Raw genomic sequence first — 24,407 nt, forward strand, 5'->3', positions numbered from 1 at the left:
TATAATCATCTTCATGAAGACAGGCATTGTTTACGACCCCATATACCTTAAGCACCACTGGAAGGGTCATCCAGAAAACAAGGATAGGCTAATAGCCATAATTCAGGAACTTGAAAGAAAAGGTATTTTAAAAGAGCTTGTTCATATAAGCCCAAGGAGGGCTAACGCTCAAGAGGTTTCCCTCAATCACGACCCCGCATACATACAGGAAGTGGCAGATTTTTGCTCTGCCGGTGGAGGATACCTTGACCCAGATACTTACACAGTTCCTGATTCTTACGAGGTAGCTCTGTATGCGGTGGGCGGAGTGCTTGAAGGTATAGACAGGCTCTTGAACGGAGATGTGGAGGCAGTCTTTTGTGCAATAAGACCTCCGGGACATCATGCAGAATACGCTAAGGCTATGGGCTTTTGCCTTTTTAACAACATAGCCATAGGCGCCCACTATCTTCTTCAGAAAGGCTATGAAAGGGTCTTTATAGTGGACTTTGACGCCCACCATGGAAACGGCACTCAAAGGAGCTTCTACGAAGAGGACAGGGTTTTTTATTTCTCCTCCCACGAGTATCCCTTCTACCCCGGCACAGGCTCTTCAGAGGAAAAGGGTGTAGGTAGAGGCTATGGATTTACTCATAACGAACCCCTTCCTGCGGGAGCAGGTGATATGGAGTTTGACAGGATATATGGTGAAGTTTTTCCAAGGCTCTTTTATGAGTATTCGCCTCAGTTCCTTCTTGTCTCAGCGGGCTACGACGCCCACAGGGATGATCCTCTTACATACCTTAATCTCTCCACAGAGGGCTTTGGTAGACTTGTGGAGAGCCTTCTCCAAAATACCAAAAGGCTGTCAGTGCCAGTCCTCTTTGCCCTTGAGGGAGGTTACAATCTCAAAGCCCTCTCGGAGTGCGTCAGCATTACACTGCAGAAGATGTTGGAGGCTTAGATGCTTGCAAGACTAAAGCACTACCTTTTTCAGGCATTTTCCTTTGTGCTACTTGTCTACGGCTTTTACCTCCTTTTTCTCTTTCTCCTTGATACAAGCCTGAGGCTAAACAGGACCCTTGCCTATCCCTTTTCCATAGCCCTCACCCTCCTCCTGTTTACCGCAACCCTCATATATTGGGTCAAAAAGAAGAGACTGCCCCTATAAAGTCCCTATACCAAAGGTAGAATTCCTCGGTAAAGTATCTGACCCTTCTTTTCTTGAACTCCCTCTTGGAGAAAAGCACCTTGTAATCTTTTAAGGACAACTCCTCCGCTATTTTTCTGACAAGGGCTTCTACCTCACCTCTGTCCCTTCCGTGCACCATGGAAAAGAGGTTATACCTCCAAACAGCGTTTGTAGTTCGCTCGTAGCAATGGGAAACTCCCTTAAAGCCCGCTATAAACCTTCCCACTTCCTCAACCCTCTCCTTTTCCACATTCCATACAGCCATCCCATTGGCAATCCAACCAGCCCTTCTATGGAAAAGGATAGCTCCTATCCTCCTGAGAATACCCCTCTCCTTAAGGGAACGCATAAGCTCAATAAGCTCTTGCTCTTTAACTCCGAGCTTTTTTGACCATTCAAGAAAGGGTCTTTTTACAAGTGGCATATCTTCCTGAGTAACTTTCACCAGCCTTATCTCTATATCCTCAAGCGGTCTGTAAATAAGTTCCCTTTCTTCTACCTCCTCCCTCTCTTCAAGGTTTTCGTAGGTAAGTCTAACTCCAATCTTGAACATTCTGACAGTTCTGAGTATTACAAAGTCTTTTACACCAACCCTCTGTGCCATAAGTCTTACAGTATCCTCAAGGCTTAAGGGAGCGTTGGGCGGAACCGCCAGCGTAAACCAAAGATTGAACTCATCTTCTCTTTCATAGTTATGACTAACGCCTGGATGGGAATTTATAAACCTTGCAACATCCTCAATCTTCCCTAGCTCAACCCTAAAGGCTACGAGCGAAGAGTCATATCCAAGCATTCTCGTATCGTATATAGGTGATATCTGCCTGATGATTTTCTCCTGTTTAAGGGTTTTTAGCACCTCTATTACCTCTTCCTCTTTCATGCTAAGCCTATCCCCTATAGACAAAAAAGGTCTTTGGGTAATTGGTATTTCCTGTTGAACTTCCTTGAGCAGGCTTTCGTATTCCCCCATGGCAAGTTTTAAATATAAACTCTTTGTATGTGATTGGCAACTTACTTTTATCCTCAACAAGATGTGAGAAAAGGTGTATAATATTTAGTTGTTGGGCGATTAGCTCAGAGGCAGAGCGCCATCCTCACAAGATGGAGGTCGGAGGTTCAAGTCCTCCATCGCCCATTATCTACAAAGTTCAATATTGACAAATATCATATTCTGTCTATGTTTTAAGCATAACTACCTAAAGGAGGCTAAGATGGAAAGCCTTTATCACATATACAAAAGGAGGGGATACACAAGGAGAGATTTCTTAACCTCCGCTCTTTTGCTTTCTACCGCCCTCGGATTATCCTCTTCCTTGCTACCAAAAGTCGTCAAAGCTCTCGAGGTAAAACCAAAGCCTGTGGTGATATGGCTTGAGTTTCAGGACTGTGCGGGTTGCACCGAGTCTTTTATAAGAAGCACAAGCATATTGCCTACCGATGTCCTTTTAGATTACCTTTCCCTTGAATATCATAAAACCCTCATGTCTCCCTCGGGCTTTTATGCGGAGGAATCAAAAAGAGAAGCAATGGAAAAGCACAAAGGCAAGTATGTGCTCGTGGTAGAAGGCTCTGTTTCTCCTAAGGATAAAGGTGTATACTGCACTGTAGCCGGCAAGTCAAACGTAGACACAGGTTGTGCAAGTTCACACCATCTTTGGTGGAAAGAACCCCCATCCCAACTTTGCGGTGGGGGGTATGCCATCGCCCATTGACCTTGATAGCGACACAGCCATAAACATGGAAAAGCTCGGAAGGGTCAAAACATTGATAGACCAGATGGTAGACTTTGTGGATAGGGTTTACCTTCCGGACATAGTGGCTATCGCCAGTTTTTACAAAGAGTGGTTCCAAAAGGGGGAGGGTATTGGTAACTTTTTGGTGCTTGGAGAACCAGAGGGCGACTCCTACAGAGAAGGTAAATTTTTCATTCCACCCACCTTTATAAGAAACAGAAGGTTGGAAGCCTATGAGGATGTGGACTACTCAAAGGTGGAGGAGTATATTACCCATAGCTGGTATAGTTATTCTAAGGGGGATCAGGTGGGACTTCACCCCTTTGAAGGTGAGACGGTGCTTAATTACACAGGTCCAGAACCACCCTATGAATTTCTTAATGTGGAGGGTAAATATAGCTGGCTGAAGGCTCCAAGGTACGATGGTTTGCCTGCGGAGGTGGGCCCTCTTGCCAGAGTTTTATCTCTATACGCAAGGGATATGCTTGGTGTAAAGGAATTGGTAGATTCCTATCTCTCAAAACTCGGACTTAACCACTCAGCCCTCTTTTCAACCATGGGCAGGACACTTGCCAGAGGCATAGAAACCCACATCTACGCACACGCTATGAAAAGATGGTATGATGAGCTAATAGAAAACATAAGGTCTGGAGATACAAAAACCTTTAACGCGGAAAAATGGAAACCTTCCACTTGGGAGAAGGAAACAAAAGGGCTTGGCCTCATGGAAGCACCAAGGGGTTCCCTTTCCCACTGGGTTCACATAAGAGATGGCAAAATAGAAAACTATCAGGCTGTGGTGCCTACCACATGGAACGGCTCACCAAGGGATGCAAAGGGTCAACCATCTCCCTACGAAGCCTCCCTTGTGGGACACGCCCTTGCAAATCCCCAAGAACCTCTTGAGATTTTAAGAACCATACACTCCTTTGACCCTTGCCTTGCCTGTGCGGTGCATCTATATAGAGAGGAAGAAGAGCTAACCTCAGTAAGGATCCTGTAGCTTTAACTTTCTAAGGGAATAAAATTAATACCATGGGTCTGAAGGAGAGCCTCCTCAAGGTTTCCGATTTTGTGTATAAACTTCCAGAGAATACACTGCAAGGGCAGAAGGTTCCAGTATACTTCTACCTTAGTGATAAACTCTTTGAGCTTCTTGAGGAGGATGCCATAAGGCAGGCGGGCAACGCCGCAACCTTGCCTGGCGTTGAAAAAGCTATATATGTTATGCCAGATGTGCATGTGGGTTATGGCTTTCCTGTGGGGGGCGTGATGGCAACGGATATAGAGGAGGGTGTCATAAGCCCCGGGTCCATAGGATACGATATAAACTGCGGGGTAAGGCTCATAGCCACCAACCTTACCGCAGACAGGGTTCAACCCGTAAGAAGAGAGCTTATGCAGGAGATACTCAAGAGTGTGCCTGCGGGTGTAGGTTCAACAGGAAGGCTTAGACTTTCAAAATCTGAGCTTTCTGAAGTTGCAGTAAAGGGTGCTCGCTGGGCGGTGGAAAAGGGTTTTGGCTTTGAAGAAGACCTTACGCATATAGAAAGCGGTGGAGCCCTTCCCGAGGCTGACCCTTCAAAGGTTTCAGACTTTGCCTTTCAAAGAGGGGCAGAAGAGCTTGGAACTGTAGGCTCTGGAAACCACTTTGTAGAAGTGCAATACGTGGATGAGATATACGACGAAGAAGTTGCACAAAAACTTGGGCTAAGCGTAGGGCAGGTTACCATAATGGTTCATTCAGGTTCAAGGGGCTTTGGTCATCAGGTGTGCGTGGACTATCTAAAGACCGCAAGGGAAGCCTTAAGAAAGTATCAAATAAATATACCAGATATGCAACTGGCTTGCATGCCCTTTAGCTCCCTAGAGGGGCAGGACTACTTTAAAGCTATGAACTCCGCTGCCAACTACGCCTTTGCCAACAGGCAGATATTGGGATATCTGACCGCAGACACAGTCCGCAGGTTTTTTGGACTTTCATGGGAAGAGCTTGGCTACAGGCTTATTTACGACCTTGCCCACAACATAGGTAAAGTGGAAGAACACGGGATAGATGGTAAAAGAAAGAAACTCCTCGTGCACCGCAAAGGTGCCACCAGAGCCTTTCCGCCACACAACCCTGACATTCCGCCTGCCTATAGGGATATAGGTCAACCGGTGCTTCTGCCAGGGGATGTGGGAAGGTATTCTTTCCTCCTTGTGGGTCAAGAAAAAAGCATGGATATGAGCTTTGGAAGCGCATGCCATGGGGCAGGAAGGCTCATGTCAAGAACAAAGGCAAAAGAGTTTGTAAAAAAAGAAGGGCTTGAAAAAGTGCTTGGCGGTCTTGTGGTAGTGGCAAGGGGCAAAGGAACTGTGGCGGAGGAAATTCCGCAAGCATACAAGGATGTCTCAGAGGTTGCCTATGTGGTTCATTCACTGGGTATAGCAAAACTGGTGGCGAGGTTCAAACCCTTAGGCACTTTAAAGGGTTAAGTGTTATAATAAAAAATTCTGGAGGAACTTATGGGCGAGTTTGAAAAGCTACTTGAAGAAGGTCTTGAACTTAAAGAACTAAAAAGGGGTGAGGTGATAAAGGGGAAGGTGGTGAAGATAGACGAAAGAAACATCTACGTGGATGTGGGGTACAAGGTAGAGGGTATAATATCAAGGGAAGAACTGCCAGATGCAAGGGTTGGTGATGAGATAAAGGCAGTGGTTGTAAGGTTCACAAAAGGTGGCTCTCCCCTTCTATCCTATAGGAGGTATCTTGAAGACAAACTAACAGGCTTTTTGAAAGCCTGCTATGAGAAGGGCAAATTTATAACAGGAACGGTGGTAGAAAAGAAGGATGACGGTTATGTGGTGGATGTTAGCGGTCTAAGGGTTTTTCTCCCCATGAAAGAAGCCATCAGAAACCTCAGAGAAGGCAAGAAGATAGTGGCAAAGATAACAGAGTTTAAAAGAGAAGAGGATGGGCTTAAGGTGGTCCTCTCCCAAAAGGACTATATAAAAGCTCAGGAGGAAAAAAAGAGGGCAAGGCTCCTTTCCAAGATAAAGGTGGGAGACCTGGTTGAAGGCAAGGTGATAAAGATAGACCCAGAAAAGGGCATAACCCTGCTAGTGGGCAATGCACTCAGAGCCTTCCTCCCCCTTGAGGAACTAAGCTGGGGAAGGGACAGAAACCCCTACAATTATGCGGAGATTGACGAAAGGCTAAGGGTGAAAGTAAAGAGGATACCCAAGGACGGTCAGTTTATATTTGTAAGCCTAAAAGAAACAAAGGAAAACCCATGGCAGAAAGCACAGCAGAGCATACAGAAGGGTCAGGTGGTAAACGGAAGGGTTTTAGAGGTTAGAGAGAACGGGCTAATCTTTGAGGTCATGGAAGGGGTGGAAGGTTTTGTGCCAAAGGATGAGATATCTTACGACGGAAGCATCCCCAAAAAGGGCGACAGGGTCTCTGCTCAAGTGCTTGACTTTGACCCCAAAAGGCATAAGCTGGTCCTCAGCATAAAGAGAACTCTTCCAAAACCATGGGAGGAGTTTATAAAGAAATATCCAGCTGGTAGTAGAGTTGTGGGAACAGTGGAGAAGATAGAGGGCGCAAGGGCTATAGTAAGCCTTGAACAGGGTGTGCAAGGTGTTATTCACAGGAGCGACCTTGCTTGGATAAAGCCTGGAAGGATAGAAGATGTGCTTAAGGTAGGTCAATCCATCGAGTTCGCTGTGCTTGGGCTTGACGGAAGGTTTGTAAAACTTGGTCTTAAACAGCTCACAGATAACCCTTGGGAGACAGTCCTCAAAAATTACAAAGTAGGTGATAAGGTAAAACTAAAGGTAAAGAGCGTGCACCCCTTTGGTGCCTTTTTGCAGTTTCCGGAGGGTATAGATGGGCTCCTTCCCATATCTGAGATCCCAAAGGGTCTAAAACTTCAAGAAGGTCAAGAAGTGGAAGCGAGAATAATAGAGCTTTCTCAAGACAAGATAACCTTCAGCATGAAGGAAAAGGAAGAGGAGAAGAAAGAAGATATAATAACCACCTCTGATAAGGGCTTTACGCTGGGAGACATACTCAAGAAAAAGATGAAAATATGAAAAAGAAAACCCTTGTTGAGAGGCTACACGAGGAGTATTCTCATGTTTACTCAAAGAAAAGGGTCTATAAGATGATAAATTTTCTATTAGATAGGATGAGAGAAGGTATAGCCTCTGAGGATGGCTTGAAGATTTCAGGCTTTGGCAGTTTCAGAAGGAAGGGTAAACGAGTCCTGTTCAGACCAAGCAAAAAGCTCATAAGCAAGTTGAAATCAGAAGCTAAAAGGCTTAAAATGTAAATTTAACGGGGTGTGGCGCAGGCGGAAGCGCGCTGGCATGGGGGGCCAGAGGTCACGGGTTCAAGTCCCGTCACCCCGATTTTAAAAGAGGAGGTACGAATATGGTTGTGATCGTCCAGCCCGTAGAAAAGGACTTGGAAGCATTGGTTCTAAGAGTGTTCCTCAAATCTATTGATGTGCTTGGGGGACTTTCAAAGCTGGCGGAATACAAAACCCTCACATGGCTTCCATCCCTTGCCAGAGCAGTTTACTGTGTGGTGCTTAGGGAAGAGTATTTCAAAACGGACAGAGAAATAGCGGAGAAGGTAGGTCTTACTGTCCAAACGGTAAGAAACATCTTAAGGGCTGAACCCTCTACCGCTCTTGAAAAGCTCAAAAGGATAGAGGAGCTTCTTGAAGAAGAGAAGAAGGAATTAAAGGTCCATACCGCGGGCGGAATAGCAAAACTTGCCTACAAACTCGTAAAGGAAGGGCACGAAGAACCTCAGGTATTTCTCCAATACTGTGAGAGGGTTGCTTATGCCCTTGACATACCATGGGCTTATATGGTGCTCAAAAGACTGAAAGGAACAGACTTTCCCATACAGTCCGCGGGGGCCATATCTGACAGATTTGAGGGTGTTTACATAAAGGGCAGAACCGCAAAGGAAGTGCTTCAGGAACTGGAATATCCCATAAAGAACCCAGCTGATCTTCTACACAGGATAAAGGAAAACCTCAAGATGCATGGGCTGGAGTGACCTAATCCTTTAGTATCCTCTTTTCGTATATGAGTGCAAGGGTGAACAAAGTTGTAAATACTATAGGTCCAAGGAATATGCCCACAAAGCCGAAGGTCAGCAAACCGCCTACTATGGAAAAGAAGAGCACTATGTAGGGCATGCTTACGCCCATTTTCATTATGAGGGGTCTTATAAAGTTATCTATGGTGGATATAACGAACATGCCGTATATGAACATGAAGATACCGTTGTATAAACCCTTGACCGCAAAGGTATAGACCGCCACTGGAAACCAGACAAAACCCGCACCGAAGGGCGGTATAAAACTGCTCATGAAGGTAGCCATGGCGAGAAGTACGGCATAGTCCATACCAGCCAGCTTGTATCCTATGAAGCCTACCGTGCTTTGGGCTATACCAACGCCTATGGAACCGTATACGGTAGCGAGAACTGTCTTGTATATGGTAATAAACACCTGTTCTACATCCTCTTTGTGCATAGGAAGAAACCGCTCTGCGAACCTCACAAACTTTGGACCATCCCTTAGGATAAAAAAGAGCGTAAGCAGGAATACAAAGCTCTTGAAGATAAAGCTACCCACAGCTGGCACCATGGACGCCGCAAGGTTTAACCCCCTTTGCAGAAAGTCTCTAAGACCGCTCATAAGGATGCCTTTGAACTCTTCAGATTCTAAGTAGGCTATAAAGCTGTCTATTTCTTCCTTGGTAAGTATTTTCTTAAGCAATGGGTTTTCAAGTATGCCCCTTATCAGGTCCATGTAGGAACTGTTTTGGGTGAGACTAACTGCAAGATGGAGAAGGTCTATGGACTGCCTTATTGCCATGGTTAAAAGAAGGCTGAAGGGAATCACCACAAGGGCAAGCACAAGGAGGGTGAGTGCAAGGGCGGAGGGTGTGTTGCCTATTCTCTTTGCAAGTTTTATATGAACAGGATAAAGGACAAGAGAGAATATAACCGCCCAGAGTATGGGTTTAAGAAAGGGAAGGAGCATGGTAAGAGCAAGGGCGGTAAAAAAGCCTGTAAGGGAAAGGAGAAAGTAAAGAAAGACTCTTTCTCTCACAAGACTAAATTATAAGTTATGGAAAGGTGTCCAAGGTGCGGAGCTTTGCTTGAGGTTATAGAGTGTTGTGGCGGTGGGATATTTAGGTGCGGTAGCTGTGGTGAGTATTACTTCTACGGAGAGCTTATAAAGTCTCAAAAGGACTTTGAGGAGGTCTCCTCAGAAGCTCAAGTGCAACATCCCGTGGAGGATACCCCTCAACCACCACTCTGTAGACCGCAGTGCTTATAGGTGCATGTAAGCTTCTCTCTGTAGAGAGCCTGTAGACCGCTTTAACCGTGTGTATGCCTTCTACCGTCTGGTTGAGCCTTTGTAGGATTTCTTCCATAGAAAGCCCCTGACCAAGAAGGTAGCCAAAGGTTCTGTTTCTTGACTGTGGAGAGCTGGCGGTAAGAAATAGGTCTCCCATACCAGAAAGACCGTAGAAGGTTTCCCTCTTTGCACCAAGGGAGACACCGATCCTCACCATCTCCGCAAGTCCTCTTGTCATAAGAGAAGCCCTTGCGTTCTCCCCAAGCCCAAGTCCATCAGATATGCCACAGGCGATTGCTATAACATTCTTCAACGCCCCTCCAAGCTCAACACCCACAAGGTCTGTAGAGAGGTAAACCCGAAAATTTTCAGAGCTTATCCAGTTTCTTATCTTCTCCATCTCCTCAAGGTCATTTCCTGCAAGCACCAAGGCGGTAGGCAAGCCCTTGGAAACTTCGCTGGCAAAGGAAGGACCAGAAAGACAAAAAACCTTTACATCAGGGTCTATCTCAAGAAGCACTTCAGAAACCCTCTTTTCAGTTCCCACTTCAAGCCCCTTGGAGGCGGAAATTATCCTTTTGCCCCCTAAAGCTTTCCCGCCTAAGACTTCCCTTATGACTTGGACGGGTAAGGCTACTATTATGTAATCCGAAAAGTCAAGGGCTTTGTTAAGGTCTTGTGTAGCGTCCACCCCCCTTAGCTTGATTCCTTCCGTGTATGGGTGTTTTCCTTCTTTTATGAGCCTGACTGTTTCTTCTTTTCTTTCAAAGACTAAAACCCTGTGTCCTAAATTTCCTAAATGTAAAGCGAGGGCAGTGCCCCAGCGACCCCCACCAAGGACAGAGAAGTTCATGTGTTATACTATATCAGAATATGCTTGAGGAAAAACTTGAAAACAGCCTTTACTGGGGCGTGTCTTTGATTCTTAACTTGATAATCTTTACCCTCTTATCTTTGTATCTTTCTGTCAAAATTGAACTCAAAAACCCCCCAGAGCCTATGGAGGTGTATCTTCAAGAAATTCCCGAGCTTAAGGAGATAAAGCTAACTTCTGGCAAAAGCACTCCTATTGTAAAACAGCAAGCAGGCGAGGGTATTATAAAGAAGGATAGACACCTTGTCAGCTCAAGCCCTATGGAAGTTTCAAGAAGCACAGGAGACCTTCAGGTTCCCGCAGGCAAGCCAAAGGAGGAAGAGCCCTCCCTACTTCAGGAAATTGAGCAAAGGGTGAGAGGAAGAGAGAGGGAAGTAGAGAAGGAAGGCGTAAGAAGCGCGGACATCGGGAATATAACCGCAGTTGTCTCACCTGGAGGTATTGGTCTCTCAGGTGGTGGAAGGGCAACTGTATACATTCCACCCTTTCCAAGAATAAGTTCTGATGAGCCTCTTAGCCCTTTAAGGGTAAGGGTATGGATAGAGCCTTCAGGTGTGGTCTCAAGGGTTCAAATAATTCAAAAAAGTGGCTCTCCACAGATAGACCAAAGGATGGTGGAGTTTGTTCGTGGCATAAGGTTTGAAGCCATAAGGGAAAACGTAGTCCAGACTGGTGTAATAACCTTTAGGTTTAAGGGAGGTTAAAAATGAGTATAGGAAAGCAGGTAAGGTTGGAAAGGCTTATTAACAGGGATACGGGCAAGACCATAATAGTGCCCATGGACCATGGGGTGAGCTCAGGTCCTATGGAGGGTATTGAAAACATAAGAAAAGCGGTAGAGGATGTGGCAGAAGGTGGTGCCAACGCAGTGGTGCTACACAAGGGTATGGTGAGGGCAGGACACAGGGGCAGGGGCAGAGATATAGGGCTTATAGTCCACCTTTCCGCCTCTACTGACTGGGCACCTACCAAAAATGACAAGGTGCTGGTCTGCACAGTGGAAGAAGCCATAAAGCTGGGTGCGGACGGTGTATCTATCCACGTGAACGTGGGTGCGGATATGGAAAGGGAGATGCTAAGGGACTTTGGATATGTTTCTAAGGTTTGCGAGGAGTGGGGTATGCCTCTGCTTGCCATGGTCTACGGAAGGGGTAAGGATATGAACCAATACGAGCCCAAGGTTGTAGCTCACTGTGCAAGGCTTGGTGCAGAGCTTGGTGCGGATATAGTTAAAGTCCCCTACACAGGAGACCCAGAGAGCTTTTCAAGGGTGGTTGAGGGCTCTCCTATACCAGTGGTTATAGCGGGCGGTCCTAAGATGAAAACGGAGAGAGAAGTGCTTGAGATGGTATATGGAGCTATACAAGCTGGTGCAAAGGGTCTTTCCATAGGTCGCAATGTCTTTCAGGCAAAAAACAGGGTCGCCATGGTAAGAGCCTTGAGCCTTATAGTGCATGAAGGCAAAAGCGTGGAAGAAGCTATAAAAATCTTAGAGTGAGGAGGCATGGTATGGGTCTTCTTGAAGGCAGAAAAGCCCTTATAACGGGTATAGCCAATGAGCGTAGTATAGCCTACGGTATAGCAAAAGCCTTTTACAGAGAGGGAGCGGAGCTTTGTTTTACCTACGCCAACGAAAAGCTCAAAAAGAGGGTGGAAGAGATTGCCAAAGAGTTTGGCTCTGAGCTTGTGTTTGAGTGTGATGTTTCAAAGGACGAACACATTACCGCTTTGAAGGATTGGCTCTCTAAGGTTTGGGGAAGTTTAGATATAGTAGTTCACTCTATAGCCTACGCTCCAAAGGAAGAGTTCAAAGGCGGTGTTATAGATACCTCAAGGGAAGGTTTCAAAATTGCCATGGACATATCTGTCTACTCTCTTATAGCCCTCACTAGGGAGCTACTTCCTCTTATGGAAGGTAGACAAGGCTCAATAATAACCCTTTCTTACTACGGTGCGGAGAAAGTGGTGCCACACTACAATGTGATGGGTATTGCCAAGTCCGCCCTTGAGAGCACGGTGCGATACCTTGCCTATGATATTGCCAAACACGGACACAGAATAAACGCCATATCCGCAGGACCCATAAAGACCCTCGCTGCATACAGCATAACGGGTTTCCACCTTCTTATGGAACACACCACAAAGGTAAACCCCTTTGGAAAAGCTATAACCATAGAGGATGTGGGAGATACAGCGGTGTTTCTCTGCAGTGATTGGGCAAGGGCTATAACCGGTGAGGTCATCCATGTGGACAACGGCTACCATATAATGGGTGTCTTTGGAAGGGAAGAGGAGATAAAGAAGGAGGTCTTTGGAGAACAAAAGGAATGAAACACTACGAGCTTTATGGTCTAAGGGAAGAAGAATACAAGAGGATAGTCCAAAGGCTCGGACGTGAGCCAAAGGAGGTGGAGCTTGGCATACTTGGAGCTTTGTGGTCTGAACATTGCTCTTACAAGTCCTCAAGGGTGCACCTTAGGAAGTTTCCCACCAGTGCAAACTGGGTGATTCAGGGACCTGGTGAAAACGCAGGGGTGGTGGAGCTTGACAGCAAGGTCTGGCTCGCCTTTAAGGTGGAGAGCCACAACCATCCTTCTTACATAGAACCCTTTCACGGTGCAGCAACGGGTGTGGGAGGAATAATAAGGGATGTCCTATCTATGGGTGCAAGACCCATAGCCCTTGTGGACTCTCTGAGGTTCGGACTGCCTATAGACAAAAGGATAGTAAAGGGAGTGGTAAGCGGTATATCTCATTATGGCAACTGTATAGGCATTCCCACCGTGGCAGGAGAGACCTACTTTGAGGAGTGCTACAGGACAAACCCTCTGGTAAACGCCTTTTGCCTTGGTATTCTGCCTGCAGGGAGGATGCTTAGAGCGAGGGGCAAACCCGGAGACCTCCTCTTTCTCTTAGGGTCTTCTACTGGAAGGGATGGCATACACGGTGCGGTTATGGCTTCTGCGGAGTTCGGAGAAGGTGCGGAGGAAAAGCTACCAAACGTCCAGATAGGAGACCCATACTTTGGCAAAAAGCTCATAGAGGCGGTTCTGCAGGCTATAGAGGAGGGTCTTATAACAGGTCTTCAGGACCTTGGTGCGGCGGGGCTATCGGGTGCTTCTTCGGAGCTTGCCAGCAAGTCCAAGTGTGGCGTGGAGCTATGGCTTGAAAAAGTCCCTCTAAGAGAAGAGGCTATGAAACCCTTTGAGATACTCCTATCAGAAAGCCAAGAGAGGATGCTACTTGTAACACAAGAGGACAAGGTGCAAAGGCTTTTAGAGCTTGCCAAATATTACCATCTTGAGGGTGCGGTGGTAGGAAGGCTTACAGAAAATGCAATGTTTAGGGCTTACTACGAGGGTCAGATAGTGGCAGAGCTTCCAGTAAGCCTTATAGTGGAGGAAGCCCCAGTATATGAAAAACCCTACTCAGAGCCTGCCTATATAAAGACCCTCTGGTCTTTTGACCAAAAGGAGCTACCTCAAATAGACCTGAAAGAAGCACTTCTTAAGCTCCTTGTCTCACCCAACATAGCCTCTAAGGAGTGGATATACACCCAATATGACCACCAAGTGGGGACAAACACAGTCCTAAAGCCAGGAGGAGACTCTGCCCTTCTTAGGGTCAAATGGGTTCAAAAGCCAGAGCTAAAAAGTGAGAGGCTCATAGCCATTACATCGGAAGGTAATGGTAGGATGTTCTTCCTTGACCCCTACGAGGGTGGAAAATATGCAGTGGCGGAAGCCCTCAGAAATCTTGCCTGCGTGGGTGCAAAGCCTTTGGGAATAACAGACTGCCTTAACTTTGGAAACCCAGACAGACCAGAGATTATGTGGCAACTTGTGAAGGCTATAGAAGGCATATCCGATGCCTGCAAGTTCTTTGAAGTTCCCGTGGTTAGCGGTAATGTGTCCTTGTATAACGAGACGGTGGAAAGAGAAGAGATAAGAAACATATACCCCACACCCATACTGGTTGCGGTAGGCTACATAGATTCTGGAAGGTGGGTAGACCATCGCTTTAAGGAGGAGGGAGACCTTATCTTCTTGGTGGGAGACCTCAAAAGGGAGTTTTCCCTTGCTGGCAGTGAATACCTAAAGGCGGTGCACGGAAAGGTGGCTGGCAGGACTCCTCAGGTAAACCTTGAGAAGGAGAAAAAACTTCATGCCTTACTTATAAGGCTCATAGAGGGGGGTATTCTTAGGTCTGCTCATGACGTGTCTCAGGGTGGGCTCTTGGTGGCACTTCTTGAGGGTGTTTTTGGAACAGGTTTAGGTCTTGACATAAACCTATACGTGGAAGACAGGCTTGACTTCTTTCTGTTTTCTGAAAACCCCACCCTTGTGGTTGTGAGTTTGAAAAAGGAGGATGCGGAAGCCTTTAAAGACCTCGTGGAAGAGTATGAGCTTGACTGGATGTTTTTGGGAAAGGTGAAGGAGAAGAGGTCTTTCACCTTAACAAATAACGACGAAAGCCTTTTAGAACTACCTTTGGAAGAGCTTGAAGAGTTATGGAAAAAAGCCTTAGAAAGATTGCTCTAATATATGGGCTCACCGCCTTTATGGTGCTAAGCCTTGACCTTATTACCAAAAACCTTGCAGAGTCCTTTCTCAAAGAGAGGGACATTAGCCTTTTGCCCTTTCTTCATCTCGTGCTTGTCCACAACAGGGGCGTAGCCTTTGGACTTCTTGCAGAGGCACCCGACCTTATAAGGATTCCCGTCCTTTTTATAACTCCTTTGATTGCTCTTGTTATAACCTTTTTGTATGCGGTAAGGGTCAGGGGCATACTTGTTCCAGTGCTTATGGGTATGGTGGGCGGGGGTGCTTTTGGAAATCTCTATGATAGGGTTTTACTTGGATATGTAAGAGACTTTATATACCTTTCCTATGGAGGGCTTTCTTGGCCAGCCTTTAACTTGGCAGACGCCAGCATAAGCACCGCCATATTTCTTCTCCTCATGAGGGAGCTCCTACCAAAGGGTGGAAAAAATTAAGATACTCTGCTATATTCTATCCTTATGGTAGAGAAGATAGCCCATCTTGCAAGGCTAAAGTTAACAGAGGAAGAGAAGGAATACTTTGAGAAACAGCTTACAAGCATCCTGCACTTTGTGGAACAGCTCCAAGAGGTGGACACCCCAGAGGTAGAACCCTTTACCTCTCCTTTTGAGGAGACGCCCATGCGGGAAGACGAGCCCCTCAAGGACTTTGACCCTCAACTGGTTTTGGAGCAGGCACCAGAGGCGGAAGGGAGTTTCTTTGTAGTGCCAAGAGTGGTAGAATATTAAGAGGAGACACATATGATAGAAGAAATCCAAAAGGAGACCCTTGAGAAAAGGAAGGCTTTAGAAAATGCTCTTGCAAGCATAGAGAGGCGGTTTGGCAAAGGCTCTATAATGCCTCTCAAAAATGCGGAAAAGGTGAAGGTGGATGTTATACCTACAGGCTCTCTTGCTCTTGATATAGCCACAGGTATAGGTGGCATACCAAAGGGAAGGGTTATTGAGATATTCGGTCCAGAGTCCTCTGGAAAAACCACCCTCGCCCTTCATATAATAGCGGAAGCACAAAAGAGAGGAGGCATAGCGGTCTTTATAGACGCAGAACATGCCCTTGACCCCAAGTATGCGGAAAAGATAGGAGTGGACACGGAAAACCTCTACATATCCCAGCCAGACTACGGAGAGCAGGCTCTTGAGATAGCGGAGAGCCTCATAGCGAGCAATGCGGTAGATGTCATAGTGGTAGACTCTGTGGCCGCCCTTGTGCCGAAGGATGAGCTTGAGGGTGAAATAGGTGAAGCTCATGTGGGTAAACAGGCAAGGCTCATGTCTCAGGCACTTAGAAAGCTAAAGGGTATGGCTCACAAGGCAAACACCGCTATCATTTTCATAAACCAGCTCAGAGAGAAAATAGGTGTAATGTTTGGGAACCCAGAGACCACACCCGGTGGAAGATCCCTTAAGTTCTTTGCGGACATGAGGCTTGATGTGAGAAGGATAGGAGACGTAAAAGATAGCGGAGAGAAAACGGGTAGCAGGGTAAGGGTAAAGGTGGTAAAAAACAAGCTTGCACCACCTTTTCAAGAAGCGGAGTTTGATGTGCTTTATGGAGAGGGTATATGTAAGCTCTGCGACCTTATAGACATAGCAAGCGAGCTAAAAGTTATAAACAAAAGCGGTGCGTGGTATAGCTACGGTGATATAAGACTGGGGCAGGGTAAAGAGCAGGCTAAGAAGTTTCTTATGGAAAACCCCGAGATTGCCAATGAGATAGAAAAAAAAGTAAGGGAGGTAGCTGGGCTTGCTCCAGTTGATACTTAAGAGAGCGGTAGAGCTTGGTGCATCGGATATACACCTAAAGACAGCATCTCCACCTGTAATAAGACTGAAAAAGAAGCTCCAGAGATTGGAGGATTTTCCTGTTATAGATGAAAGGGTTATGGAAATGTTCCTCAATGAGGTTCTTGGTAAAAATCGCAGGAAGCTTGCGGAGTTTGAGGAGCTGGGAGAGACGGACACCTCCTACTCACTGCCCGGTGTTGCTCGCTTTCGTGTAAACGTATACAGACAAAGGACAAGTGTGGGTATGGCTTTCAGAACCATACCTTACAGCATACCCTCCTTTGAGAGCCTCAACCTCCCTGCGGTTATGAAAAAGATTGTTCTTGAAAATACCAAAGGTCTTATACTTGTCACAGGACCCACAGGCTCGGGCAAATCCACCACCCTTGCCTCGCTTATAAACATCATAAACAGCACGAGAAGTGATGTGATAGTTACCATAGAAGACCCAATAGAATACCTCTTTAGGGATGAAAAGTCTTATATAGTTCAGCGTGAGGTGGGTATAGATACTTCTTCTTTCGCAAGAGGACTTCGTGCAGCACTTAGAGAAGACCCAGATGTTATTATGGTGGGTGAGATAAGAGACCCAGAGACCGCACAGATAGCACTGCAGGCAGCAGAAACGGGACATTTAGTTATGTCTACCCTACACACTCTGGATGCCAAAGAAACGATAAACAGACTTATAGGTATGTTTAACCTTGAGGTAAGGGAGCAGATAAGGATACAGCTTGCGGAAACCCTAATAGCCATATTTTCCCAAAGACTCCTTCCAAAGGCAGACGAAACAGGAGTTGTTCCTGCGGTTGAAGTCCTAATAAACACAGCTTCTATAAAGGAAGCCATCATAGACCCCTCAAAACTGGACGAGATTTCCCTTCTTCTTGAAAAGGGCAAGCCTGCCTATGGCACTCAAACCTTTGACCAACACTTAGAAGAGCTGTATAGAAATGGTCTAATAGACTACAATACCGCCATAAGGTATGCAAGCAGACCTACAGATTTAGAGCTTAGACTAAAGGGTATAGCTTCTGGAGGTAGAGGCTTTATCTGATGAAGATAGCCATAGATGGTCCTGCGGGAAGTGGGAAAAGCACCGTGGCACGCAAGCTATCTCAAAGGCTTGGCTTGCCCTACCTAAACACAGGGCTCGTATACAGAGCCTTTGCATACATATACAGGGAGGAAGGACCAGAAAACCCCATATTACTTTTTGAAAACCCACCCTTGGTGGAAATCCTGCCTGCAGAGACAAGGGTCTTCTACAAAGGAAAAGACATAAGCCAACTACTTGGCTCTGAAGACTTGGGAAAAACCGCCTCTGAGATAGCTAGCCTGCCAGCCTTTAGAGAGAGGATAAATGAATTTTTTAGGTCTTTGGTAGGACAGGGGCAAGTGGTAGCAGAAGGCAGGGACGCGGGAACGCATATATTTCCAGATGCACCTATAAAGATATTCCTTACCGCATCTGCAGAAGAGAGGGCAAGAAGAAGGTGCGAGCAACTCATGGCTCAGGGCATACCTGCCAACTACCAAGAGGTGCTTAAGGCTATAGTGGAAAGGGACGAGAGGGACAAAAATAGACCCTTGTATCCCTTTAGACCTGCAGAGGATGCAATTGTGATTGATACCACAAGCCTTAGCCCAGAGGAGGTGGTGGAAAAAATACTTAGCCTTGTAAAAGAAAGGGTATAATTATCCTATGAAAGACTTCTGGTTTTGGGCGGAAGAATACGACAAAAAGCTAATAACCACCGCACTTGAATCTGGTGCAAGGGTAATACTTTTGTCTGACCCCTCAAAGTCTTCGGAGGTCAAAGCCCTTGGTAGGGTTCAAGTAGCCTCAAAGGAAGGTGGAGACCTTAAAGAGGGTCAGGATTATGTATATGTTCTCATAAAAGGCAAAGAAGACGAAAAAAGAGCAGGAAGGTTTCCACCTCATATAAAGGTGATAGTGGAGACCACTGACTGGACCATAATACCCCTTGAAAACCTCATAGCACAGAGAGAAGAGCTCTATGCGGTAGTGAAAAACGAAGAGGAGGCAAGACTTGCCATAAGGGTGCTTGAAAAGGGTGTAAAGGGTATTGTCCTCAAAACTAAGGATATAAACACCATAAAGAGGGTGGGAAAGGTTCTTGAAGAGGAGGAAGAAAAACTCCCCCTTGTGGTGGTAAGGATAACGAGGATACTGCCTCTTGGTCTTGGAGATAGGGTCTGTGTGGATACTACTTCTCTGCTAAACAGAGGCGAAGGTATGCTTGTGGGAAACTCTTCGGGCGGTATGTTTTTGGTGCATGCGGAGACAGAAGAAAACCCCTACGTGGCTTCAAGACCCTTTAGAGTAAACGCAGGTGCGGTGCATATGTATATAAGAGTGCCAGAGAACAAGACCAAGTATCTTTGTGAGCTTTCCGCGGGAGACCCTGTGATGGTTTATGACTACACGGGTAGAGGAAGGCTTGTCTATGTGGGTAGGGCAAAGGTGGAAAGAAGACCTATGCTTTTGGTGGAAGGCGTTTATGAGAAGAAAAAGCTAAGTGCGGTGCTCCAAAACGCAGAGACCATAAGACTTACAAGACCTGATGGCACTCCCATATCTGTGGCGGAGCTAAAGGAAGGCGATGAAGTGCTCGGATACATAGAAACACCCGGCAGACACTTTGGCATGAAGGTGGAAGAGACCATAACGGAGAAGTGATTATAATTATGTAGTCATGCCATCAAGAAGAGACTTATTCAACATTATATGGCTAACTCCCACACTGCACTATTACACCTCTCCAAGCAGAAAGAAGACTTTACTTCTCAAGACAAGGCTTGCAGGATATTTATACTACGGTGCGGATAAGGTTTATCCATACGTAAGGTTTGGAAATGCTTTTGACCTTAGGCGTGAACCACACAACCCTTATGACCACAAGGCTGTGGAGGTATGAACCTAAAAGAAATCCTCTCTTATGCAAAGGGTATAAGCTCCAACTCCAAGGAAGTCCGTGAGGGTTATGTTTTTGTAGCCATTAAAGGAACGCAGGTGGATGGGCATGACTTTGTGGAAGAGGCTTTGCAAAGGGGTGCTCTCTACGCGCTTGTGGAGAGAGAAGTAGGCATAAAAGACCCACGCATTATAAAGGTGGAAGATACAAGAAGGGCTCTTGGTGAGCTGGCAAGTCTTTTTTATGGTGAGGTTTCAAAGAGGCTTAAGATAGTGGGCATAACGGGGACAAATGGCAAGACTACCACAACGCACATAATAGAGTCTATCCTCAACAAGGCGGGTATAAAAACTGGTCTTATGGGGACGATTTACTACAGGCTTGGAGAGAATATATACGAATACGAAGGGAGGACCACTCCAGACCCTATAAAGTGGCACTCCACACTAAAAGCCATGTGGGAAGAGGGTGCAAGTGCGGTGGTTTGCGAGGTTTCCTCTCATGCACTTGACCAAAAGAGGATATGGGGCACAGACTTTTATATGGTGGGCTTTACCAACCTCAGCCAAGACCATCTTGACTATCATGGCACTATGGAAGACTACTTCCTTGCAAAGGCAAGGCTCTTTGAGGAGTATGCATATACCTATGCGGTGATAAATGAGGATGACCCATATGGCAAAAGGCTAAAGGCTATTGCAAAAAACCCAAGAACCTACGGAAGGGAAGGAGACCTTAAAATTCTTGACTTTCAAACAGACTTTGAGGGCTCAAGGCTAAGAGTGGCATACGAAGGAAAGGTGTATGACTTTTTCTCCAACCTGCGAGGGAACTTTCAGGCGTATAACCTCTCTCTTGGTATCCTTGTGGGCTTTCTGTGGGGGCTTGAAAGCCAAGCTATACAAGAAGGCATAAGGCAGGTGCAAGTCCCTGGTAGGTTTGAAACCTATAAGGGAAAGGGCTTTGTGGTGATAATAGACTATGCTCATACGCCTGATGCTTTGGAAAAGGTCTTGAGGACCGCAAGGGCTCTTTGCAAAAACAGGCTTATTGTGGTCTTTGGTGCTGGGGGAAACAGGGATAGAACAAAGAGACCTCTTATGGGAAAGACCGCAGAGGCTATTGCAGACCTTATAGTCTTGACCTCGGACAACCCAAGGTTTGAAGAGCCGATGGCTATAATTGAGGATATCTTGAGCGGGATAGAAAACAGGGGGGCGGTCTTGGTGGAGCAGGACAGAAGAAAGGCAATAGAGCTTGCCATAAGCATGGCACAGGAGGGGGATGTTATCCTAATAGCGGGCAAAGGACACGAAGACTATCAAGAAATAAAAGGTGTAAAATATCCCTTTAAAGACTCTGAAGTGGTCAAGGAGGTCCTCGGTGTGTGATTTTGAAACGCTCCACTATAACCTCAAAGACGAACTGTTGAATATCTACAAAGAGGCGGAAACGCCACAGCCAAAAATAAAGATAACCAGTCTAAAAAGCGGTAAGGTATGCGGTCTTGCCAACCTTGCCAAGCTCATCCTCTACTTTGAAAGAGAGGGCTATCTGGTGGTGTTAAACAAGGATGAGGACTACAGGGAATGGGAGATACAAATAGAGCCGGGCATACTTGACCTTATGTTTGGGTATGGATAAAATTTAGCCTATGAACATTTTTATGATAGGCTTGGGGAGGATGGGGCTTGGTATGTCAAGAAGGCTACTTTCAAAGGGGCATAAAGTAGCGGGCTATGATGCAAACCCGGAGGCAAGGGAGAGGGCAAGGGCTTATATGGAAGTTTTGGAGAGCCTTGAGGGTCTTAGTGGGCAGAAGTTAGTATGGCTTATGGTTCCTCACGAGGTGGTGGACAAGGTTCTTGAAGACATAAAGCCTTATCTGCAAGAGGGAGACATAGTGGTGGACGGTGGAAACAGCTTTTACAAAGACTCTCAAAGAAGGGCGGAGGCTTTGAAGGATATGGGTGTTTACTTTTTGGATGTGGGTGTTAGTGGCGGTGTTTATGGTGAGGAGCTTGGATATTGTCTTATGGTGGGTGGGGACAGGTCTGCCTTTGAGAGGATTGAGCCAATTTTGAGAGACCTATCCTATGAGGGTAGGGGCTATGCCTATCTTGGTTCTTCTGGTGCGGGGCATTTTGCCAAGATGGTTCACAACGGCATAGAGTATGCCTTTATGCAGGCTATTGGTGAGGGTTTTGAGCTCCTCAAAGAAAGTGGCTTTGAATATGACTTGAAGGAGGTTGCACGCATATACAATACGGGTAGTGTTATCCGTAGCTGGCTTATGGAACTCACTCAAAAGGTCTTTGAGGACTTTGGAGACCTGCAAGAGCTTGAGCCTTATGTGGAAGACACGGGAGAGGGTCGGTGGACGGTAGAGGAAGCCATAAAAAGGGCTGTGCCAGTGCCAACTATTGCGGAGGCTCTCTTTGCTCGCTTTCGCTCAAGGCAAGATAACTCCTTTAGAGACCGCCTTTTGGCAGGTCTTAGGTTTGAGTTTGGAAGACATCAGGTAAAGAAAAAGGATGAATAGAAGTTTCTCTCTTTTTATTCTTGGTGGGACGGGAGACCTTGCAAAAAAGAAACTCTTTCCTGCACTCTCAAGGCTTTACGCAAAGGGTTATCTAAGTGGACTTGACAGGGTGTATTCCTTGGCAAGAAGTAAGCGAGAAGATTGGGAGCAGGTGGTTTGTAGACTGGACGCTGGCTTTGGAAAGCTATGCAACTTTTTACCCTTTGATGCACGAGATTGGAACTCATACGCAGAGCTTGGAAAGCTCATAGAAAACCTAAAGGGTCAAGAGCTTATCTTTTTCCTTGCACTTAGTCCATATCTTTTTGAGGACACTATTAGAAATCTTGGAAAGCTCCTAAGAAACTACACAAACCCAAGAAAGATAGTTATAGAAAAGCCCTTTGGTTTTGACCTAAAGTCCGCAAAGAGGCTAAACGATATCCTACATAGGTATTTTATTGAAGAGGAGATATACCGCATAGACCACTTTCTTGGCAAGGATACCATACAAAACATCTTTTCTTTGAGGTTTTCCAATACCATCTTTGAAGGCATATGGAACAGGAATTTTATTGAGCATGTGAAAATATACGCCCTTGAGAAGGTGGGAGTGGAAGGAAGGGGAGAGTTTTATGACAAGGTGGGTGCTATAAGGGATATGCTACAAAACCATATGCTCCAAATGCTTGCCTTTACCGCCATGGAGCCACCCGCCTACATGTCAGAGAAGTTTATAAGGGACGAAAAGGTAAAGGTCTTAAAAAACACACGCATTGAAAAGCTCACAAGAGGTCAATACGAAGGCTACAGGCAGGAGATAGGAGTGGAAAACTCCAAAACAGAGACCTTTGTGCTTGCCAAGGTCTTGGTGGAAAACTTCCGCTGGCACGGAGTGCCCTTTTATCTAATGACAGGAAAAGCCCTTTCTGAGAAACTAACCCAGATAGAGATAGTCTTTAGGGAAGTTCCACAGAGCTTTACCAAGCTCCTTGACTGCAAGCCACACCAAAATAGAATAGTCTTTCAGAGTGCACCAGAGAGTAAGCTCCAGATAGTCTTTGAACTAAGACCGCCCACTGGCAGGTTTATGGCTTGCCCAGTGGAGACCTTTATGGAGTATAGGTTTCCCTCAGAGTTTAAGGACGCATACGAGGTCTTGCTCCTTGATATTGTAGAAGGAGACCAATCTCTTTTCATAAGAGGAGATGAGATAGAAACCCTTTGGGAAGTGGTTGAGCCATACTTAAACATGGAGGATGAGCCTTTTGTTTATCCAAAGGGTGTAAAACTGCCAAAGGAGGCAGAGGAGTTTTTACCCTAATCGTCTATGCAGTGAATTGAGGAACAGACATTGAACTTGCAAATGAGCCAAGAAGGGAGATATTAGTTAAAGATGACCCAAGAGGAGTTTCTTAAGAAATATTCTTGGGATGGAGAAAGGAGCAGGGAGGAGCTTTTGATAAGAGCTATACTATATGCCAATCCTCTTGAGATTGCACCGCTTTTTAGCAAAGAGGAGTTAAAAGGGATATTTCTAAACAATCTCCATAGGTTTCACCGCAAGGATAGGAGTTTTTGGAAGGTGGTTTTAGAGGTTTCTGAGGATGAGCTTAAGAGATATTCAGAAAAGAACTTTAGAGAAGGTAGTATCCTTATCCCTTACTGAAGGCTTTTACTTGGCAGGAGGAACAGCTTTGGCTATTAGATATGGACATAGACATCTCTCCCTAAAGAGCTTATCAAAATCCTTAACAAAAGGCATGTCTTTTGTAGGTGTCTATTCTAATAGCCTTTGACTTAAATAAGTCCCTTGCTTTTTCTATCCAATCCTCTATGGGGTTTCAACTCCACACGGTGGATTAGCAACATGAACTACGATGAAGCCGTAGAGGTCGCAAAGAAGCAGTTTCAACTCCACACGGTGGATTAGCAACTCCAGTTGGTGGGCTTTTGTCTCTTGGATTATTTTCGTTTCAACTCCACACGGTGGATTAGCAACCTCAACTCACAACATAAAGAATAATAAGACATATCAAGCCTTTTGTCAAGGGGATACCCCTCTCAAGTGAAGGTGGTTTGCCAGAAGTGTCAGGTCATGCAGGGTTGAGTATGGTATTGTCAAATTTAAACCCTTGAGAGACAAGGTTTTGAGACATATGTCATCAAAACATCAAAGCATCACTGCATCTTTATGCCAAAACATAAAAGCATAAGGGCATTAAAATATAACCTATGAGAGGTAAGCAGAGGAAAAGGCAAAAGTTTAAGAGAACCACTATATCTCTACCCTATGACCTCTGGGAGACCCTGCGTATAGAGAGCATAAAAAGGAACATCTCAATGGGAGAGCTAATAGCCAAAAAGTTAAAGGAGTTGGAAAAACTCAAAGAAAAGACCACCATCATGCAAGTGGACGAGGAGGGACTTCTCAAGCCTCTTGAGTGAA

28 protein-coding genes and 2 tRNA genes are annotated in these 24,407 nt (G+C 45.8%); 27 read left to right on the plus strand and 3 right to left on the minus strand.

Annotated features, from left to right (window positions below):
- Positions 1–13 precede the first annotated feature (13 nt).
- Both G3M65_RS06775 and G3M65_RS06780 read left to right on the plus strand, forming a co-directional pair.
- Positions 14–943: a histone deacetylase family protein gene (locus G3M65_RS06775; RefSeq protein ID WP_173833825.1), complete on the plus strand. Its 930-nt coding sequence runs from the start codon at positions 14–16 to the stop codon at positions 941–943.
- Positions 944–1,150 (plus strand): hypothetical protein, encoded by a 207-nt coding sequence (locus tag G3M65_RS06780; RefSeq protein ID WP_173833826.1) that lies wholly within the window; start codon positions 944–946, stop codon positions 1,148–1,150.
- Here G3M65_RS06780 and ahbA read toward each other — a convergent pair.
- Positions 1,125–2,141, minus strand: a complete 1,017-nt coding sequence (gene ahbA, locus G3M65_RS06785; protein WP_173833827.1) for a siroheme decarboxylase subunit alpha — start codon at positions 2,139–2,141, stop codon at positions 1,125–1,127. The two genes, G3M65_RS06780 and ahbA, sit on opposite strands and share 26 nt — an antisense overlap.
- Positions 2,142–2,234: 93 nt before the next feature.
- On the opposite strand from ahbA, the gene G3M65_RS06790 reads away from it, so the two are divergent.
- The 8 genes from G3M65_RS06790 to G3M65_RS06825 all read left to right on the plus strand — a co-directional run bounded on the left by G3M65_RS06790 (position 2,235) and on the right by G3M65_RS06825 (position 7,963).
- Positions 2,235–2,306: transfer RNA gene (locus G3M65_RS06790), tRNA-Val, on the plus strand.
- 76 nt (positions 2,307–2,382) lie between these two features.
- Entirely contained in the window at positions 2,383–2,883 is a 501-nt protein-coding gene (locus G3M65_RS06795) for an NADH-quinone oxidoreductase subunit B family protein (RefSeq protein WP_254426246.1), read from the plus strand.
- Entirely contained in the window at positions 2,858–3,907 is a 1,050-nt protein-coding gene (locus tag G3M65_RS06800; protein WP_254426329.1) for a nickel-dependent hydrogenase large subunit, read from the plus strand. Before G3M65_RS06795 ends, G3M65_RS06800 begins: the two co-directional genes overlap by 26 nt.
- A gap of 32 nt (positions 3,908–3,939) precedes the next feature.
- Complete coding sequence (locus tag G3M65_RS06805) at positions 3,940–5,382, plus strand: RtcB family protein (protein WP_173833829.1); 1,443 nt, start codon at positions 3,940–3,942, stop codon at positions 5,380–5,382.
- A gap of 30 nt (positions 5,383–5,412) precedes the next feature.
- A complete protein-coding gene (locus G3M65_RS06810) occupies positions 5,413–6,984 on the plus strand; it encodes a S1 RNA-binding domain-containing protein (RefSeq protein WP_173833830.1) in 1,572 nt (523 codons plus the stop codon).
- On the plus strand, positions 6,981–7,223 hold the full coding sequence (locus G3M65_RS06815; RefSeq protein ID WP_173833831.1) for an HU family DNA-binding protein: 243 nt from the start codon (positions 6,981–6,983) through the stop codon (positions 7,221–7,223). The genes G3M65_RS06810 and G3M65_RS06815 overlap by 4 nt, the downstream gene beginning before the upstream one ends.
- Before the next feature lie 6 nt (positions 7,224–7,229).
- Positions 7,230–7,302: transfer RNA gene (locus tag G3M65_RS06820), tRNA-Pro, on the plus strand.
- Positions 7,303–7,324: 22 nt separating this feature from the next.
- Positions 7,325–7,963, plus strand: a complete 639-nt coding sequence (locus tag G3M65_RS06825) for a helix-turn-helix domain-containing protein (protein WP_173833832.1) — start codon at positions 7,325–7,327, stop codon at positions 7,961–7,963.
- 1 nt (position 7,964) lies between these two features.
- On the opposite strand, the gene G3M65_RS06830 is transcribed toward G3M65_RS06825, so the two are convergent.
- Positions 7,965–9,026 carry an AI-2E family transporter gene (locus tag G3M65_RS06830; protein ID WP_254426247.1) on the minus strand — a complete coding sequence of 354 codons (1,062 nt, stop codon included), beginning with the start codon at positions 9,024–9,026 and terminating at the stop codon, positions 7,965–7,967.
- A gap of 124 nt (positions 9,027–9,150) precedes the next feature.
- Positions 9,151–10,131 carry an NAD(P)H-dependent glycerol-3-phosphate dehydrogenase gene (locus G3M65_RS06835; protein ID WP_173833833.1) on the minus strand — a complete coding sequence of 327 codons (981 nt, stop codon included), beginning with the start codon at positions 10,129–10,131 and terminating at the stop codon, positions 9,151–9,153.
- 20 nt (positions 10,132–10,151) lie between these two features.
- Between G3M65_RS06835 and G3M65_RS06840 the strand changes: the two genes are divergently transcribed.
- The 17 genes from G3M65_RS06840 to G3M65_RS06920 all read left to right on the plus strand — a co-directional run bounded on the left by G3M65_RS06840 (position 10,152) and on the right by G3M65_RS06920 (position 24,406).
- Positions 10,152–10,856 (plus strand): energy transducer TonB family protein, encoded by a 705-nt coding sequence (locus G3M65_RS06840; RefSeq protein WP_173833834.1) that lies wholly within the window; start codon positions 10,152–10,154, stop codon positions 10,854–10,856.
- 2 nt (positions 10,857–10,858) lie between these two features.
- Complete coding sequence (locus G3M65_RS06845; protein ID WP_173833835.1) at positions 10,859–11,650, plus strand: 2-amino-3,7-dideoxy-D-threo-hept-6-ulosonate synthase; 792 nt, start codon at positions 10,859–10,861, stop codon at positions 11,648–11,650.
- A gap of 11 nt (positions 11,651–11,661) precedes the next feature.
- The gene (locus G3M65_RS06850; protein WP_173833836.1) at positions 11,662–12,483 is read left to right on the plus strand and encodes an enoyl-ACP reductase FabI; all 822 of its coding nucleotides are present in this window, start codon (positions 11,662–11,664) and stop codon (positions 12,481–12,483) included.
- A complete protein-coding gene (gene purL / locus G3M65_RS06855; RefSeq protein WP_173833837.1) occupies positions 12,480–14,693 on the plus strand; it encodes a phosphoribosylformylglycinamidine synthase subunit PurL in 2,214 nt (737 codons plus the stop codon). The genes G3M65_RS06850 and purL overlap by 4 nt, the downstream gene beginning before the upstream one ends.
- Entirely contained in the window at positions 14,663–15,148 is a 486-nt protein-coding gene (lspA, locus tag G3M65_RS06860) for a signal peptidase II (RefSeq protein WP_173833838.1), read from the plus strand. Before purL ends, lspA begins: the two co-directional genes overlap by 31 nt.
- 24 nt (positions 15,149–15,172) lie before the next feature.
- Entirely contained in the window at positions 15,173–15,442 is a 270-nt protein-coding gene (gene gatC / locus G3M65_RS06865; protein WP_173833839.1) for an Asp-tRNA(Asn)/Glu-tRNA(Gln) amidotransferase subunit GatC, read from the plus strand.
- Positions 15,443–15,454: 12 nt separating this feature from the next.
- Positions 15,455–16,477 (plus strand): recombinase RecA, encoded by a 1,023-nt coding sequence (gene recA / locus G3M65_RS06870; RefSeq protein ID WP_173833840.1) that lies wholly within the window; start codon positions 15,455–15,457, stop codon positions 16,475–16,477.
- Positions 16,458–17,555 (plus strand): type IV pilus twitching motility protein PilT, encoded by a 1,098-nt coding sequence (locus tag G3M65_RS06875; protein WP_173833841.1) that lies wholly within the window; start codon positions 16,458–16,460, stop codon positions 17,553–17,555. The genes recA and G3M65_RS06875 overlap by 20 nt, the downstream gene beginning before the upstream one ends.
- Complete coding sequence (cmk, locus tag G3M65_RS06880; protein ID WP_173833842.1) at positions 17,555–18,196, plus strand: (d)CMP kinase; 642 nt, start codon at positions 17,555–17,557, stop codon at positions 18,194–18,196. Before G3M65_RS06875 ends, cmk begins: the two co-directional genes overlap by 1 nt.
- A 7-nt stretch (positions 18,197–18,203) precedes the next feature.
- Complete coding sequence (locus G3M65_RS06885; protein WP_173833843.1) at positions 18,204–19,202, plus strand: 3-dehydroquinate synthase II; 999 nt, start codon at positions 18,204–18,206, stop codon at positions 19,200–19,202.
- 16 nt (positions 19,203–19,218) lie between these two features.
- The gene (locus tag G3M65_RS06890) at positions 19,219–19,440 is read left to right on the plus strand and encodes a hypothetical protein (RefSeq protein WP_173833844.1); all 222 of its coding nucleotides are present in this window, start codon (positions 19,219–19,221) and stop codon (positions 19,438–19,440) included.
- Positions 19,437–20,828 (plus strand): UDP-N-acetylmuramoyl-L-alanyl-D-glutamate--2,6-diaminopimelate ligase, encoded by a 1,392-nt coding sequence (locus tag G3M65_RS06895; protein ID WP_173833845.1) that lies wholly within the window; start codon positions 19,437–19,439, stop codon positions 20,826–20,828. Before G3M65_RS06890 ends, G3M65_RS06895 begins: the two co-directional genes overlap by 4 nt.
- Complete coding sequence (locus G3M65_RS06900) at positions 20,821–21,081, plus strand: hypothetical protein (protein ID WP_173833846.1); 261 nt, start codon at positions 20,821–20,823, stop codon at positions 21,079–21,081. The genes G3M65_RS06895 and G3M65_RS06900 overlap by 8 nt, the downstream gene beginning before the upstream one ends.
- A gap of 10 nt (positions 21,082–21,091) precedes the next feature.
- Positions 21,092–21,979 (plus strand): phosphogluconate dehydrogenase (NAD(+)-dependent, decarboxylating), encoded by an 888-nt coding sequence (gene gnd, locus G3M65_RS06905; RefSeq protein ID WP_173833847.1) that lies wholly within the window; start codon positions 21,092–21,094, stop codon positions 21,977–21,979.
- The gene (zwf, locus tag G3M65_RS06910; RefSeq protein ID WP_173833848.1) at positions 21,972–23,282 is read left to right on the plus strand and encodes a glucose-6-phosphate dehydrogenase; all 1,311 of its coding nucleotides are present in this window, start codon (positions 21,972–21,974) and stop codon (positions 23,280–23,282) included. The genes gnd and zwf overlap by 8 nt, the downstream gene beginning before the upstream one ends.
- A gap of 72 nt (positions 23,283–23,354) precedes the next feature.
- Positions 23,355–23,627 carry a hypothetical protein gene (locus tag G3M65_RS06915; protein ID WP_173833849.1) on the plus strand — a complete coding sequence of 91 codons (273 nt, stop codon included), beginning with the start codon at positions 23,355–23,357 and terminating at the stop codon, positions 23,625–23,627.
- A gap of 566 nt (positions 23,628–24,193) precedes the next feature.
- Positions 24,194–24,406 carry a chromosome segregation protein SMC gene (locus G3M65_RS06920; protein WP_173833850.1) on the plus strand — a complete coding sequence of 71 codons (213 nt, stop codon included), beginning with the start codon at positions 24,194–24,196 and terminating at the stop codon, positions 24,404–24,406.
- Position 24,407 lies beyond the last annotated feature (1 nt).

It is taken from the genome of Hydrogenobacter sp. T-8 (genome assembly GCF_011006175.1).
Taxonomy (GTDB): domain Bacteria; phylum Aquificota; class Aquificia; order Aquificales; family Aquificaceae; genus Pampinifervens; species Pampinifervens florentissimum.

Coding starts and splice junctions, on each gene's coding strand:
- G3M65_RS06915 (WP_173833849.1), top strand. CDS start 23,355: ATGACCCAAGAGGAGTTTCTTAAGAAATATTCTTGGGATGGAGAAAGG.
- lspA (WP_173833838.1), top strand. CDS start 14,663: ATGGAAAAAAGCCTTAGAAAGATTGCTCTAATATATGGGCTCACCGCC.
- G3M65_RS06920 (WP_173833850.1), top strand. CDS start 24,194: ATGAGAGGTAAGCAGAGGAAAAGGCAAAAGTTTAAGAGAACCACTATA.
- cmk (WP_173833842.1), top strand. CDS start 17,555: ATGAAGATAGCCATAGATGGTCCTGCGGGAAGTGGGAAAAGCACCGTG.
- G3M65_RS06810 (WP_173833830.1), top strand. CDS start 5,413: ATGGGCGAGTTTGAAAAGCTACTTGAAGAAGGTCTTGAACTTAAAGAA.
- G3M65_RS06815 (WP_173833831.1), top strand. CDS start 6,981: ATGAAAAAGAAAACCCTTGTTGAGAGGCTACACGAGGAGTATTCTCAT.
- G3M65_RS06845 (WP_173833835.1), top strand. CDS start 10,859: ATGAGTATAGGAAAGCAGGTAAGGTTGGAAAGGCTTATTAACAGGGAT.
- zwf (WP_173833848.1), top strand. CDS start 21,972: ATGAATAGAAGTTTCTCTCTTTTTATTCTTGGTGGGACGGGAGACCTT.
- G3M65_RS06840 (WP_173833834.1), top strand. CDS start 10,152: ATGCTTGAGGAAAAACTTGAAAACAGCCTTTACTGGGGCGTGTCTTTG.
- G3M65_RS06780 (WP_173833826.1), top strand. CDS start 944: ATGCTTGCAAGACTAAAGCACTACCTTTTTCAGGCATTTTCCTTTGTG.
- G3M65_RS06775 (WP_173833825.1), top strand. CDS start 14: ATGAAGACAGGCATTGTTTACGACCCCATATACCTTAAGCACCACTGG.
- G3M65_RS06825 (WP_173833832.1), top strand. CDS start 7,325: ATGGTTGTGATCGTCCAGCCCGTAGAAAAGGACTTGGAAGCATTGGTT.
- ahbA (WP_173833827.1), bottom strand. CDS start 2,141: ATGGGGGAATACGAAAGCCTGCTCAAGGAAGTTCAACAGGAAATACCA.
- recA (WP_173833840.1), top strand. CDS start 15,455: ATGATAGAAGAAATCCAAAAGGAGACCCTTGAGAAAAGGAAGGCTTTA.
- G3M65_RS06895 (WP_173833845.1), top strand. CDS start 19,437: ATGAACCTAAAAGAAATCCTCTCTTATGCAAAGGGTATAAGCTCCAAC.
- G3M65_RS06850 (WP_173833836.1), top strand. CDS start 11,662: ATGGGTCTTCTTGAAGGCAGAAAAGCCCTTATAACGGGTATAGCCAAT.
- purL (WP_173833837.1), top strand. CDS start 12,480: ATGAAACACTACGAGCTTTATGGTCTAAGGGAAGAAGAATACAAGAGG.
- G3M65_RS06795 (WP_254426246.1), top strand. CDS start 2,383: ATGGAAAGCCTTTATCACATATACAAAAGGAGGGGATACACAAGGAGA.
- gnd (WP_173833847.1), top strand. CDS start 21,092: ATGAACATTTTTATGATAGGCTTGGGGAGGATGGGGCTTGGTATGTCA.
- G3M65_RS06805 (WP_173833829.1), top strand. CDS start 3,940: ATGGGTCTGAAGGAGAGCCTCCTCAAGGTTTCCGATTTTGTGTATAAA.
- G3M65_RS06885 (WP_173833843.1), top strand. CDS start 18,204: ATGAAAGACTTCTGGTTTTGGGCGGAAGAATACGACAAAAAGCTAATA.
- G3M65_RS06890 (WP_173833844.1), top strand. CDS start 19,219: ATGCCATCAAGAAGAGACTTATTCAACATTATATGGCTAACTCCCACA.
- gatC (WP_173833839.1), top strand. CDS start 15,173: ATGGTAGAGAAGATAGCCCATCTTGCAAGGCTAAAGTTAACAGAGGAA.
- G3M65_RS06835 (WP_173833833.1), bottom strand. CDS start 10,131: ATGAACTTCTCTGTCCTTGGTGGGGGTCGCTGGGGCACTGCCCTCGCT.